Source organism: Streptomyces sp. ISL-99, assembly GCF_018614005.1.
Lineage (GTDB): Bacteria > Actinomycetota > Actinomycetes > Streptomycetales > Streptomycetaceae > Streptomyces > Streptomyces flavidovirens.
In genome coordinates, this window is record NZ_JAGGPC010000019.1 from 14875 (window position 1) to 28654 (window position 13780).

Sequence of the window (13780 nt, forward strand, 5' to 3'; positions counted from 1 at the left end):
CGGGTGGGTTCCGTTCTCCCGGGGCGGTTTGGCGGTTCTGCGATACTCGGTCGCTGCGGGCTCCGACTGGCTTATCGGGCGGAGTCGCCGTCGAGGCCGAGCCGGATGACGGAGAGCGCCTCGGCGATCTCGCCGGCCATTTCGTCGTCCGGCCCGTAGACCAGACACACGTCTTGGTGGAGTGGCTCCAGGACCTCCCGGGCTTCGGCGGCCCGGCCCTGGGCGAGCAGCAGCATCCCGATGTTGTGCCGCAGCTCCACGGCCTCCTCACCGGCGTCGCTGTCGACGGCTCGTACGACCGTCAGTACGCCCTGCAAAGCGGCGAGAGCCTCGGTGACCTGGCCGAGTTCGGCGCGGCAGCGCGCGGCCTGGGCGCGGCAGGCGCGGGCCTTCTCGCCGGTGGGACCGACGATGCGGGCGTACGCGTCGGCGAGGGCGTCGAACTCCGGCAGCGCGGCCCGGTAGTCGCCACCGAGGAGGCGGATCGCCGCCCGCTGCCGCCGCAGGCCCAGCACCTGTTTGCTCTCGGAGCCGAGGGCAAGGGCGGCCGGTTCGATGATCTCGCCGAGTACCTCGGCGGCCTGGGCGAAGCGCTCCTCTTCGAGGAGAGCGTCGGAGTGGGCGTACGCCTCCTTGATCTCCTCGCGCAGCTGCGCCGGGACGGGAATCGCGGGCTGGGCGAGCGGTGACGCGGTGGGCGCCGGGCCTGCGGTCGCCGACGTTTTCGTACGGGCGCGAGGCGCGTACGGGTGGCGGAACAGCCCCGTCGGGTCGGGAGCCCCTGCCGGCCCCGCCTCGGCGGCGGTCGGCTCCTGGCCCGGCGGCGGGAGGAACGGCAGCAGCCGCTCGTACACCTCCTGCGTGTCCGCGGGCCGCTTCTCGGGCGCCTTGCTCAGCAGGAGCAGCACCAGCTCCTCCAGCGCCTGGGGTACGTCGGGCCGCAGCTGGCGCAGTGGGGTCGGGGCAGCGTTGACGTGCTGGAACATCAGCAGGTATTCGCTCTCGGCCGTGAATACCAGTCGTCCGCTGAGAAGTTCGTGCAGCACGCAGCCGAGCGCGTACAGGTCGGTCTGCGGCGTGATGCTCCCGCCCCGCACCTGCTCGGGTGACATGTACTGGTACGTACCGATGGGGCTTCCGGTCGCGGTCAGCTTGGTGACATCGGTCCGCAGGATCGCCGCGATGCCGAAGTCGAGGACCTTTACGGTGCCGTCGCGGGCGACCAGGATGTTCCCCGGCTTCAGGTCACGGTGGATGACCGGCACCTCGTGCGCGTACGAAAGGACGGTCGCCACCTGAGCGGCGACGGCGGCCGCCCAGCTGACGGGCAGGGGGCGAGTGGGGTGGATGTAGGCCGACAGCGACATGCCGTCGACCAGCTCCATCACCAGGAACAGCCGCTCGTACGAGTCGTCGAGCACGGCGTCGTACACCTGCGGCACACCGGGGTGCTGAATGCGCGCGGTGATGCGGGCCTCGCGGCGGAACCGCTTGGCGAACTCCTCGATGAGGTGCGGCGAGGTGATCGACGCCTGCCGGATGGCCTTGACGGCGACGGGCCGGTCCAGGACGGCGTCGTAGCCGCGCCAGACGACGCCCATGCCGCCCTGGTCGAACTCCTCCAGGAGCTCGTAACGCCCGGAGATTAACTGCTGCGACACCTTGCCCGCCCCCGTGTGGTGCTGTCCGACGAAACCGTCGTTGTCGGACGGCCAGGGGGACAAGTGTGGCCGCTGCGGCGATCTTCCGTCCAGCCGTCAGGTCACCCTGCGACGGGCAGCGCGGGCGCGTACTCCGCCCAGACCGTCTTGCCGGGGCCGTCGGTCCGTGGACACCAGCCCCATCGGGTGGCCAGACACTCCACCAGGAGCAGGCCGCGGCCGGAGTCGCGGTCGTCGGAGGGCGGGGCGACGGCGGGGACGCGTTCGGTGCGGGTGTCGGTGACGTCGATGCGTACGGTCGCGAGGGCCGGGGCCAGTGTGACGGCGAGGTGGAAGTCGCGGCCGGGTACCCGGCCGTGGGTGACGGCGTTGGCGGCCAGCTCGGCGACGATCAGCGTGAGTGCGTCGTGTACGTCGCTGTCGTACGGAATGCCCCAGGCGTCGAACCGCTGCCCGGCGAGGCGCCGGGCGAGACGGGCACCGCGCGGGGTCGAGCTGAAGCGCATGGCGAAGTGGTGGGTGGGGGTGGTGGCTCGGGTGGTGACGGTGGGGCGAGCGGTTTCACTGGTCATGCCTTCTACGCTTCCGTTGGTGGCGTAGCGTGACCAGTGGTGACGCGCTGTCGGGTGCGGGCTGTACGTGGTGGCGTGTGGGTGTGTACGTGAAGTGGGTCGGGAAGGCGGAGCCGGTGGATTCCTCGGAGCCGATGGAGTCGAGTGAGCCGATGGAGCAGAGCGATGCGGGGCCTCGTCCGGAGGACGAGCCGGGGAAGGGCGTGGTGACGGCATTCGGGCGGCAGTTGAAGCTGCTGCGGGTACGGGCGGGTCTGGAGCGGCCGGAGTTCGGGAAGCGCGTGGGGTACGCGGCGCAGTCGGTGGCGTCGTTCGAGCAGGGACGGCGGATTCCGCCGCCGCGGTTCATCGACCGGGCGGATGAGGTGCTGGATGCGGGTGGGTTGCTCAGGGCGCTGAAGGAGGAGGTTGCGCGGGCGCAGTATCCGGCGTTCTTCCGGGATATGGCGCGGTTGGAAGCGGAAGCGGTCGAGCTGTGTGTCTACGACACACACGTAGTCAATGGGTTGTTGCAGACGGAGGAGTACACGCGAGCATTGCTGGCCATGCGGCGTCCGCTGCTGGACGAGGAGACGATCGAGTCGCGAGTGGCAGCCCGTCTGGCTCGGCAGGAGATCTTTAACCGTTGGCCTGCGCCGCTGCTGAGCTTCGTCTTTGAGGAGAACGTTCTGTGCAGGCCGCTTGGGGGTACGCCCGTGCTACGGGGACAGCTCGAACAGTTGCTGCTTGTCGGTCAGAAACGCAATGTCGAGATCCAGGTCATGCCACTGGACCGGGAGGACAACGCTGGCGTAGACGGTCCATTCACCGTCATCACGCGCAAGGGCGGAGAGCACCTCACGTACATGGAGGTCCAAGGTCGAAGCAGCCTGCTTACGGACCGGGAAGAGGTCCGTCTCGCCGCTGCTCGCTATGGGATCATCCGTTCCCAGGCTCTCACTCCGCGAGAGTCCCTTGGATTTATCGAGAAGTTGCTGGGAGAGCTATGAACACCGCAAAGACCTCGGCCACCGCTCAAGGAGTGGCCTGGTTCAAGAGCAGCTACAGCGGTGCCGAAGGTGGGCAGTGCGTGGAGGTGGCCAACGTTTCGGCAGCTGTGCACATTCGGGACTCGAAGGTTCCCACCGGTCCGGTCCTGACCGTCACTTCGCAGACGTGGACCGAGTTCGTCCGGCTGGCCGCCGACCAGACCATCTGAGCCGTACATTTGCATTCCCCGTGGGGGCCCTGTCGCGCGGGCGGCTGGGCGCCCACGTCTTGCACGGTTAGCTGAGGTAAAGAATGCCCCCGCCCCGAAGAGCCGGGGGCCGACCGCCGGATCAGACTCAGCCTTCCTCAGCGTGTTCCTCTTCGTCCCCGCGCCGACGGCGCGCTCGCTCGGCGATCCCGCTGGAGAGCTTGCCCTTTACCGAGCTGGCCCGGTCGAGGGTCTCGTTGCCGAGGTTTCTGGCGGCATCGACGCCCTTTGCTCCTGTCTTGAGCGCCTTGTCCCTCGCCTCCGCGGCCGCGTCCCCCCATCGTCTTGCATCCGATGACTGGCGACCGGACTCAATCCCGAGCCGCCCGTGGAAGTCATGGACGCCAGTCGCGACATGGTTGCTCGACTGGACTACAGCCGGTGACTTGGTCGGGTGCAGCAGCACCTTCGCGTTGGCCGTGCCAGCAGCCTCATTCATCCGGGCCACCAGACGCTCGGTGCTCCGCGAGATGAGATCCAGCCGGTTCTGTCGGGCAGCCCGAAGCCCGAGGCGATGCTGGTCCAGCTCCTCCGGAGCCGTGTCCAGCACTCGGTCGAGTTCGAGCACGGCGATCGCGTCCTGCAGTTGGAAGCAACGAGCCAGAACAGCGAGCCACTCCTGAGCCTTGGACTCGGCTTCATTGGCCGCCGTGGCGAGATCGCCGATCTTGGACTTGCTCTTGCGCTCCACCTTCTCCGCGAGTGCGTCGAGTTGACGCAACGCGTACGCCTGGGTATCTGCGATCGTCGCTGGAGCGGCCTGCACCTTCGACCACGTGACCTCGGAGACCCGGCCCACCTGCTCTCGGATGGTCATGGTCTCCTCGATCACGAGGTCCACTCCGATCATGCGGGCCAACACACCGTCCTTCTGGGCGCGGAGCACGTCGTCGACCTTCTCGTCGATCGTGGCGAGATAGTCGGTGATCTCGTCCATGGTCTGCTGCATCGCGAGCTGTGCCATGATCCCCGCGGCACCAGTCAGAAGCGCCGGGTTGGTCAGAAAAGAGCCGGCCCCTTTCTCGATCTGGAGCCATGACTTGATTGAGCCAGGTTTGCCCACCATCGCATGGCTGACGCCTGGCGTCTTGCTTTCCGTTAGCCCGAACTTCTTGACACGCTGCGCGGAATCCTTGGTCAGCTTCACCCAGCGACCGGAGTTGGCGGCTATCTCTGAACCTGCCTGCGCGACCGCAGCTCCGGTACCGAAGGCGGACTTGAGCCGTTGCAGTCCGAGGTCCTTCGACGACAGTCCCTCCGATACGAGGAAGCGTTCGACGTCCGTCGCGTTCCCGATGACCGCCAGCCCATCACCGTCACTGATCAGCTGAATCTCGTTGTCCATTGCCCGCTCCTGAAGTGGTTCTCGTAGCTGAGGGTCCGTCGGGGTGCGCGCGGTGATCGCCGGGCAGGGGCCGAGGTCTTGCTCCAAAGGGTTCTCCGGCGGCATATCCAGCCGGGTCTACGAATTAGACGTCGTCGTCCAGGCCCTCCTCGCGGCGGATCATCCGCCACGCCGCCTTGCGCGCGCTGCGGTCCAGGCTGGACTTGAAGCCCTTGTCGGGGCCGAAGTACTGGCGGCCCATGCCGGCGATGGTGTCGATGTGGTCGGCCATCTTGTCCGCGAAGACGTTGTCGAAGACGAGCCCGAAGTTGTCCTCGTCGTTGACGACCGCCGCGGCCCGGACCTTCGGGTCGGCCTTCGCCTCCTCGAAGGGCTGGATGACGTCCTGCTCAGTGAACTCCGTGCCGAACTTCGCGTTGAACTTGTCGATCAGCTCGGAGAGCAGCGACTTCTCCGCTTCCTTCGCCCCGCCCGAGCCGTCCCCGAAGCCCTGCATCACCGTCGGTCCCTCTGCTGTGAGGGAGAGGTCGTACTCGCCTGTCTGCTCCACGCGCATGTGGCTCAGGTCGACTTCGCCTATGTCCACGCCGCCGTCCGCGCGGCGCGGCAGGCGGTTGAGGAGGTAGCGGCCGTAGAGGTGCAGCCGCTCCAGCTCGGCGTCGCGGTACGGGACGATCTGGGCGAGGAAGCCGTACTTGCGGACGTAGTCGGTGAGGTCGGCACGGAAGTCCTCCGCCGTCTTCGCGTCGTCCTCGTCCTCGCTGTCGAGCAGCGCTGCGAAGCGAGCCACGGCGGGGGAGAGCAGCCGGTACAGCTCCGCGTGCAGCTTCTCCCACTTCGCCTGCGAGCCGGCGGCCTTCTCCTTGGCGGCGAAGTACGCGGCGGCGAACTCGTCCATCTCGTGCGCGGCGAGGATGGCGGCCTGCATGACCCGGCTCTGCGCGGTGTAGAGCAGGTTCGGGTCGGTGGGGAGGGTCATCGCCTCCTCGAAGTACGGGCGGAAGGACTCCTGGATGTCCTCGGCGTCGTTCACGAAGTCCAGGACGGCCAGGTCGCCCTGGGTCTTGCGCTCGGCGGTTCGGTTGAGGCGGGACAGGGTCTGTACGGCCGAGATGCCGGTCAGCGTCTTGTTGACGTACATCGTGGTCAGGAGCGGCTGGTCGAAGCCGGTCTGGTACTTCTCCGCGACGACCAGGATCTTGTACTCCTGCTGACCGGAACCGCCCGAGCGGGCGGCCTTGTCGTCGGCGCGCGTGTACGCGAACGCCTTCGGCAGCGCGCTCTCGGAGAGGCCGCCGTTCTCCTTCGACTCGGTGGTCTCCTCGTCGTCGATGGTGAGCGAACCGGAGAAGGCGACGAGGACACCCAGGTCGGGGTACTTGGTGTCGTAGTCGCGATCCTTGATGTAGCTCTTGATCGCGCGCGCCATTTCCACCGCTGACTTCCGCGAGGCGGTGACGACCATGGACTTGGCGCGTCCGCCTAGGCGGCCCCGGCTGTGGGACACGAAGTGCTCGACGATCACCTGCGCGTGTTGGGCGACGGTGGACTCGTGGGTGAGCGCGTACCGGGCGAGCAGGCCGTTCGCCTTCGAGGGGTCTACCTCGCGCTCGTCCGGGTTCTGGTTCACCAGCTTCCAGTACGTGTTGTACGTGACGTAGTTGCGCAGCGGGTCGAGGATGAACCCTTCCTCGATGGCCTGCCGCATGGAGTACGTGTGGAAGGGGCGGTACGTCGCCTCGCCGTCGATGTCCTGGAGCGTGCCGAAGAGTTCGAGGGTCTTGGCCTTGGGCGTGGCGGTGAAGGAGAAGTAGGAGAGGTTCGCGGCGCGCGAACGCTCCAGAGCCTTCTTTTTCAGCTTGCCGTCGAGGGTGAGGGTGGTCGCGCCGGCGTCCTCCGAGTCGGAGTCCAGGCCGAGTTCACGCAGGGCGGCCCGTACGGCGGTGGCAGCGTCACCGGACTGCGAGGAGTGCGCCTCGTCCACGATAATCGCGAAGGTGCTGCCCTGGATCTCGGTGGGGTTGCGCTGGAGGTAGTCCAGCAGGGCCGGGAAGGAGTGCAGGGTTACGGTGACGATCTTGCCGGTGTCGCGCGAGAGGGCGCGGGCGAGCTGCTCGCCCTTGGCGCCGTACTTCTCGTCGATCTTCACGACCAGGCCGGCGGTCTGCTCGAAGCTACCGATGGTTTCCCGGAGTTGGGCGTCCAGGTTGCGGCGGTCGGTGATGACTATGACTTTGTCGAAGACCGGTACGCCCGTCTTGAGCCCGCTCGCGAGGGCCTCGGGGGCGAGTTCGCGGGGGTCGGCGGGGGTGTGGAGGTCGGACAGGCGGTGGGCGAGCCAGCCGATGGTGTTCGACTTGCCGGAACCGGCGGAGGCCATGACGAGGTAGTTGCTGCCGGCGCCGTGGGTGGCGGCGTGGGCGGTGAGCTTCTTGACTGCGTCCCACTGGTGGAAGCGGGGGAAGATCGTGGTCTTTGTCGTGCCGCCGCCGGGCGTCTTGGTCTTGTGCAGGTGCACGAAGCGCTGGAGGAGGTCCAGCCAGTTGTCCGGCTGCCAGACCTGCTCCCAGAGGTAGGAGGTGGCGTACGCGCCGTAGGTGGTGGGGGTGGGGTTTCCGGCGCCGCCGGGCTGGCCGGGGCCGTTGGAGCCGGTGTTGAAGGGGAGGAAGCGGGTCTTCGCTCCCTTGAGCTGGGTGGCTACGAAGACCAGGTCCGGGTCCACGGCGAAGTTCGCGACGACCCGGCGGGTGAAGATCAGCTCGGTGGGGTCGCGGTCGGTGCGGTACTGGTCCTTGGCCTGCTCGACGCCTTGCCCGGTGAGCAGGTTCTTCAACTCGGCGGTGGCGACGGGGATTCCGTTGAGGAGCAGGGTGAGGTCGAGGGCGTTGCCCCAGTCGGCCTGCTTGGTGGCGTACTTGAGCTCGCGGACGACGGTGAGTCGGTTGGCGCGGTAGCCGTCGAGTACGGAGTCGTGGGCGACGAGGTTCGGCTTGAAGTACGCGACGCGGAGGCGGACGCCGCGGTCCTTTACGCCGTTGCGGAGGATGTCGAGGAGGCCGTCGGTGGCGATGGCCTGGTCGAGACGCTTGGCGAAGCCGCGCATGGCTTCGGTCTGGTCGTTGCCGTAGAGGGTGACGAGCTCGTACCACTCGTCGGGCTGGGTGGCGCCGATGAAGGTGAAGAGTTCGTTGGTGTCCAGGCCGAGGTCGGCGCGGTAGTCCTGGGGGCTCGCTTCGCGCCAGCCGCGCTCGATCATCGCTGCGACGATGGCATCGCCGAAGGCGGACTCTGTGTGAATGGGAGGCATGGCTACGCGCTCACTCCGTCCGTTACGTTGCGGCCGCTGGCGGTGGATACGTCGAACTGGCCGGTTACGGCGGCGGTGATCAGGGCTTGACGTCGTTCGGCAAGCAGGTCTACTTGGCGCGTCAAGCGACTCTCCAAGTCCACAGTTCCAGCAGTGGCCACATTGAGCTCAGCCACCCTCGCTCGTTGCTCAACCAAGGATGGAAGGGCAATGAGGAAGGATGAAACTTGTCCCGCACTGATGACTTCTTGGGCTGCTCCGTATTGCGAGAAAGATACCTGCCCCTTTCCGGCGACAGAATTGATGAATGTCTCCAGGAATGCGGAATCCAAGGTGTTGCTCTTCCTCAGGATCAAGACAGATGCGCAGTTGGTGCCGTCGAATTCTTCGCCAACCTTGGCGGAGCGGCCAGCGGTAGCTCCGGCTCTTACGACCAACACGTCCCCTGCGAACACCTTGGATCGCTTGTGGAGATCATTGCTTTCGGGGCTCATGAATTTGAGGCCGACCGGGTTTATCCACCCCTCCCGAACATTAAACCCGTGAAGGAAGGGAACACCAGAGTCTGTGAAAAAGTGGGAGGGGTTGATGACTACACCCACGTTGATAGCCGGCAGAGCCCGTCGCAGAGGTTGCACTTTCCAGTCTGGGTGAATGTACCCCAAGAGTGGGTGTCGAATCTTACGGGGGCCGTCGAAGGTGACGCAGTCATTTCTAAGCGCGACGCGGCGCTCGGCCAGGAGTCGTTGCTGGAGCTTTCGTGCGTGCATTAGTGAATCGATGCGGGCCGTTTCGGCATCGAGGAATTCGGTGATGCGGCGCTGCTCCGCCGCTTCCGGTAGCTGATACTTGAGGAGTTTCAACATGTCCAGGTTTAGGTGCGTCATGGCTGATCCATGCATCAGGCCTTCAAAGCGCGGAATTGATGCTTGGAGAACCCACTGCAGCCATTTCTTTTCCACGCCAGGGTTCGGGATGACCTTGAATAGGTGCTGGTTTAGCCAGGCTGGTCCTCGATTCCAAATACGGACTGCCAGCGATCCCGACCAAGAGAAAATCAGATCGCCGCTCTCGATGCGATATCGAGGAGGCACAGGTCCTTCGCACCGGTCCATGTCGGCTGCCGGGTTAATGAGCTGACGAATTCGAACGACGGGGAGACCGGTCGTGCTGAAGTGGCCAGGCTTGAACGCGAACCCATTCTCATACTTAGCCATGCGCCACAGCGTGGTAAGGTCATTCATCCCGTCACCTCGCCAAGCAGTTCCTGAATTTCTGACTCCAGGGATTTCAACTCCACGTCGATCTCCGCCAGTGGCCTCGGCGGCACGTACACGTAAAAGTGCCGGGTCAACGGGATCTCGTAGCCGATCTTCGTCTTCGTGTGGTCGATCCAGGCGTCCGGGACGTGCGGCAGTACTTCCCGCTTCAGGTACTCCTCCACGTCCTCACCCAGCGGCACGTTCTCGTAGTCCCGCAGCTCCGAGTCCGGCTCGGGCTTGCCCTTCACCAACTGCACCTCGCCCTCCGGGTCCCGCACGCCGATCGCGTCCCGTAGTGCCTTGTTGAACGGCGCACCGGTCGGCCACGTCGAACCCGCCTCGATCACCGCGTCTTTGAGCGCGACCCACGCCTCCGACTTGGTGGCCCAGCGCCGGACCTCCATCGACTCGAAGGCGTCGAACATGACCGACGCGTTCGGAAGCTTCCGGAACACCTTTGACGCATCCAGCGCCGCCAGCGTCTGCTCCGTCAGCTCGAAGCGCAGCTTCAACGGGCGCTCAACCGTGATGCGCTGGTAGCCGAAGTCCTCGTTCGCGAAGAGCTTGACCTTGCCGTGTAGCGGGTGCTCGGGATCCTTCGCGACCTGCACTGCCTCCCCGTACAACCGCGTGATCTCCGCGATGTGGTTCGGCCGGCCGTTCGTCCCGTCGCCCAGTTCCTTGCGCTTGTCGCCCAGCGACTTTCGCATCTTGACCCAGTAGTCCCGCGCGTCCAGCAGCACGACCTTGCCCTTGTGGTCGGGCGCCTTGCGATTCGTCAGGATCCAGAAGTACGTGGAGATACCGGTGTTGTAGAAGAGCTGGTCCGGGAGGGCCACGACCGCCTCAAGCCAGTCGTTCTCCAGAATCCAGCGCCGGATGTTGGACTCGCCGGACTCCGCCGCGCCCGTGAACAGCGGGGAGCCGTTGAAGACGATGGCGATACGCGAGCCGCCACCACCCTGCACATCCACCGGCTTCATCTTCGACAGCATGTGCTGCAAGAAGAGCAGCGAGCCGTCGTTGATACGCGGCAGGCCCGCCCCAAAGCGACCCGCGTCGCCCAGCGCCTTGTGCTCGTACTCGACCTCCTCCTTGACCTTCTTCCACTCCACACCGAAGGGCGGATTGGCGAGGACGTAGTCGAACTTCCCCCGCGCGTGGCCGTCGTCGGAGAAGGAGTTGCCGAAGGCGATGTGTTCCGGGTCCTGGCCCTTGATCATGAGGTCGGAACGGCAGATCGCCCACGACTCCGGGTTGAGTTCCTGCCCGTACACCTCGACCGTCGCGTGCGCGTTGAGCGTCTTGATGTGGTCCTCGGCCGCGCTGAGCATGCCGCCGGTACCGCAGGCCGGGTCCATGACCGTGCGTACGACACCCGGCATGGTCAGCGCGTCCGCGTCCGGCGCGACCAGCAGGTTGACCATCAGCTTGATGACCTCGCGCGGGGTGAAGTGCTCACCCGCGGTCTCGTTCGACTGCTCGGCGAAGCGGCGGATCAACTCCTCGAAGATGTAACCCATGTTGTGGTTGGGCACGACTTCGGGGCGTAGGTCGAGGTCGGTGAACTTGCCGATTACCTGGTAAAGGAGGTTCGCGCCGTCGAGCTTGCGGATCTGCTGGCTGAACTCGTACTTGTCCAGGACCTCGACGGCGTTGTCGGAGAAGGCGCCGACGTAGATCTGGAGGTTCTTCGCCGCGTTCTGCGGGTCCGCCGCGATCTTGCGCAGAGTCAGGTCGCTCTTGTTGTAGAAGGAGTGGCCCGACGCGCGGCGCAGGAAGTGGCCGGTGTCGATGTCCTGGCCCTGGAACTTGGCGACGGTCTCGTTCACCTTGTCACGCGTCGGTTCCAGGACGCACTCCAGGCGGCGCAACACGGTGAACGGAAGGATGACCTTTCCGTAGTCCGACTGCTTGTAGTCGCCGCGCAGGAGATCGGCGACGGACCAGGCGTGGTTCGCCAACTCCGTGTGCTTGCTGCTGTTCAACGCGTTCCCTTCGATGTTCCCCGCCCCGGACAGGGGGCGGCTGGGGACTCAGTGTGGTCGATGTGTGACGGGCGGGTCAGCCGTTCAGGCCGACGGCCCCTCGGACGGTGGGAGCAGCGCGCCCGAGGTGAGGCCGGTGAGTGCCTCGTCGGCCGTTTCGAAAGCGAGCGCTGCTGTCTGCCGTGCGGCGGCGCGCAGTTCGTGGAGGCGGCGGAAGGCCGTTCCGTACCGTCGCTGTTCCTCCAACGGCATGAGCGGTACGCGCAGTCGGCCGGGTGACACGTTCTGGATGGTGCTGCCCGTCGAAGCCCCCGCGATGTTGTCACCAGCGCCGAGGAACCCAGCCAGGAACCAGGGGTCCAGCCGGGACGGGTCCGGTCGCAGCAGGTGAATGTGGTGGCCGAGGAGCGCTTCGGCGTCCGCCTCGTCCGCGACGCGGGTCATGGTGCCGTCCCCGCCGGCGACACCGCGTACGAGAACGTCACCCTCGACGACGGTGTGCGCCGCATCGGTGCGCAGGTCCTCCGCAGTGCCCGACGGGCGTGCGCCGTTACGGAGATCGGCGACGGTGAGCACGGGGCGGCCGCCCATCATGTCCGGGTCCGCATCCGGGTCCACGGCCGTGCCCGCAGCACCGGGCCGGGAGTCCCCGCGCCCGGCCGGGACCGCCGCGCGCAGCAGGGCGAGTGCGCCGCCGCGCGCGAGATCGGAGACGGTGGCCGTACGCCAGGCCGCCGCCCGCGAGGTCTCCGCCGCGGCCTCCCACGGTCCGTAACCCGCCGCCGTCCCCAGGGTGTCGAGTGACGCGGTCAGCAGCCCGCGCCGCTCCTCCGTGCGCGCTGCCACCTCCGCCGGGTCGAGGTCGACGGGGGCGGCGCGCACCTGCCGAGCGGGGGTGAGGTCGACGAGGTCGTCGAGCAGATCGATGGTGGGTACGGCACGGGCCGCGCCGGCCACGTCGGTGAAGGACTCCGCGTCGTCGCTGTAGGTGGTCCAGTGGCCCAGAACTTCCGCCGACAGCGCGTTCCAGTCCACTCCACCCCGGTGCCGCAGCCGGGAGTACGCCGCCCGCGGTGAGCTCGGCGGGCCTTCGCGCTGGTCTCCGCTCACGTCCACGAACAGCACGGACTTGCTGCCCGCGTCCCCTGGTTCCGGACGCCGCAAAATCCACAGGTGGAGGGCGATGTGAAGGGGCGCGGAGGCACCGACGGGGAGGCCTACGACGGCGCGCAGCGCACCGCTGCGGACGAGTTCGGCGCGGATGCGGCGGCCGGAGGCACGGGCCGCCGTGGCCGGCGGAAGCAGCAGTACCGCGTGGCCGCAGGATTCCAGGTGCGCCAGCGCGTGTTGGGTCCAGGCCAGCTCTGATTCGATCCGAGGCGGCACACCGTAGGCCCACCTCTGGTCGTACGCCAGCTCGTCGTGCCCCCAGTCCCGGTCGCCGTACGGGGGATTGCACAGCACCCCGCCGACCGTCAGAGCCGGGAAGGCATCGGCGCGCAAGGTGTCTCCCGTGCGGACGGTGACGTCCGCGTCCGGCGCCGACAGCAGCAGGCGTACGGCGCTGCGCTGTGCCTGCACGGGTACCGAGTCCTGGCCGTACAGCTCAGTCGCGCCCAGGCGAGCCGCCGCCTCCAGCAGCGTGCCGCTGCCGCACGCCGGGTCGAGGACCCGCGCAGGGTGATCAGGGAGTAGCCGTGCCATGAGATCCGCCAGTCTCGACGGTGTCTGGTACGTGCCGCTGGAAGCGGTGTCGTCCAGTTCGCGCTCCGCGAGGACGTCGAGGGTGGCGTGTGCGCCTTCGTCGCGTACGCAGCGGAGCAAGGACCGCAAGGCGCTCGCGTCCTCGGCCCGGAAACGCACGGCTGCTGCCTCCGGGAGGGAATTCCCCACGTCCGCCGTCACGCGGTCGGCGTGGGTGATGACCTCGGAATCCGGAAGGTCGGCAAGAGCGGTGAGCTCGTCCGTGCTGCGCCGGGATGCCGCCAGGACAAGGGGGATGAGCCGCGCCGCCACACCCGACGCCGCTCCGTGCAGGCGCAGCGCCGTGCGGAGCTCCTCGGAGGGGGTGCCGGCGGACGTCTGCCCGCGTTTCTCCAGCCAGCTCTGCACCGCCTCAAGGTCGTAGAGCGGGCTGCTTTCGGTGCCACCTGTCGGGACGGGGAAGTCGTTGTGCCTGCGCCGCCAGTTGCTGACGGTGGCGCGCGTGACGCCCGCGATGCGGGAGATCTCGGCGGCGGTCACCTGGGCTGATGGCTGGGGCATGAATCTCCGGGCCTCTCGTGAGTGGACGGTCAACACTTTACCGTGCCGCCCAAACGCGTCAAGGTGATTGACAGTGCTTTCACGGTAGTGCTTACCTGAAGGTGCTTCCGGGGACAGTGCTCGCCCAGGTTCACACCTGCGGC

General features: G+C 66.9%; 9 protein-coding genes. 2 read left to right on the top strand and 7 right to left on the bottom strand.

Translation table 11 applies throughout. The features are described from left to right. Positions 1-71: 71 nt before the first annotated feature. Both J7E91_RS11205 and J7E91_RS11210 read right to left on the bottom strand, forming a co-directional pair. Entirely contained in the window at positions 72-1661 is a 1590-nt protein-coding gene (locus tag J7E91_RS11205) for a serine/threonine-protein kinase (RefSeq protein ID WP_214901695.1), read from the bottom strand. A 101-nt stretch (positions 1662-1762) separates the two neighbouring features. After that, the gene (locus J7E91_RS11210; protein ID WP_251015513.1) at positions 1763-2233 is read right to left on the bottom strand and encodes an ATP-binding protein; all 471 of its coding nucleotides are present in this window, start codon (positions 2231-2233) and stop codon (positions 1763-1765) included. A 152-nt stretch (positions 2234-2385) separates the two neighbouring features. Between J7E91_RS11210 and J7E91_RS11215 the strand changes: the two genes are divergently transcribed. Further along, complete coding sequence (locus J7E91_RS11215) at positions 2386-3222, top strand: helix-turn-helix transcriptional regulator (RefSeq protein WP_251015526.1); 837 nt, start codon at positions 2386-2388, stop codon at positions 3220-3222. After that, positions 3219-3431 carry a DUF397 domain-containing protein gene (locus J7E91_RS11220; RefSeq protein WP_214901492.1) on the top strand — a complete coding sequence of 71 codons (213 nt, stop codon included), beginning with the start codon at positions 3219-3221 and terminating at the stop codon, positions 3429-3431. The genes J7E91_RS11215 and J7E91_RS11220 overlap by 4 nt, the downstream gene beginning before the upstream one ends. A 127-nt stretch (positions 3432-3558) precedes the next feature. Here the strand turns inward: J7E91_RS11220 and J7E91_RS11225 are convergent, their stop codons facing one another. From J7E91_RS11225 to J7E91_RS11245, 5 genes are all read right to left on the bottom strand, one after another. Beyond that, entirely contained in the window at positions 3559-4815 is a 1257-nt protein-coding gene (locus J7E91_RS11225; protein WP_214901494.1) for a hypothetical protein, read from the bottom strand. Between the two features lie 124 nt (positions 4816-4939). Next, the gene (locus J7E91_RS11230) at positions 4940-8122 is read right to left on the bottom strand and encodes a type I restriction endonuclease subunit R (RefSeq protein ID WP_214901496.1); all 3183 of its coding nucleotides are present in this window, start codon (positions 8120-8122) and stop codon (positions 4940-4942) included. A gap of 2 nt (positions 8123-8124) precedes the next feature. Next, complete coding sequence (locus tag J7E91_RS11235; protein ID WP_214901498.1) at positions 8125-9366, bottom strand: restriction endonuclease subunit S; 1242 nt, start codon at positions 9364-9366, stop codon at positions 8125-8127. Further along, on the bottom strand, positions 9363-11372 hold the full coding sequence (locus J7E91_RS11240; RefSeq protein ID WP_214901506.1) for a class I SAM-dependent DNA methyltransferase: 2010 nt from the start codon (positions 11370-11372) through the stop codon (positions 9363-9365). The genes J7E91_RS11235 and J7E91_RS11240 overlap by 4 nt, the downstream gene beginning before the upstream one ends. Positions 11373-11456: 84 nt before the next feature. Further along, positions 11457-13637 carry an N-6 DNA methylase gene (locus J7E91_RS11245; RefSeq protein WP_251015514.1) on the bottom strand — a complete coding sequence of 727 codons (2181 nt, stop codon included), beginning with the start codon at positions 13635-13637 and terminating at the stop codon, positions 11457-11459. Positions 13638-13780: the final 143 nt, after the last annotated feature.

Coding starts and splice junctions, on each gene's coding strand:
- J7E91_RS11210 (WP_251015513.1), bottom strand. CDS start 2,233: ATGACCAGTGAAACCGCTCGCCCCACCGTCACCACCCGAGCCACCACC.
- J7E91_RS11225 (WP_214901494.1), bottom strand. CDS start 4,815: ATGGACAACGAGATTCAGCTGATCAGTGACGGTGATGGGCTGGCGGTC.
- J7E91_RS11235 (WP_214901498.1), bottom strand. CDS start 9,366: ATGAATGACCTTACCACGCTGTGGCGCATGGCTAAGTATGAGAATGGG.
- J7E91_RS11220 (WP_214901492.1), top strand. CDS start 3,219: ATGAACACCGCAAAGACCTCGGCCACCGCTCAAGGAGTGGCCTGGTTC.
- J7E91_RS11230 (WP_214901496.1), bottom strand. CDS start 8,122: ATGCCTCCCATTCACACAGAGTCCGCCTTCGGCGATGCCATCGTCGCA.
- J7E91_RS11215 (WP_251015526.1), top strand. CDS start 2,386: ATGGAGCAGAGCGATGCGGGGCCTCGTCCGGAGGACGAGCCGGGGAAG.
- J7E91_RS11245 (WP_251015514.1), bottom strand. CDS start 13,637: ATGCCCCAGCCATCAGCCCAGGTGACCGCCGCCGAGATCTCCCGCATC.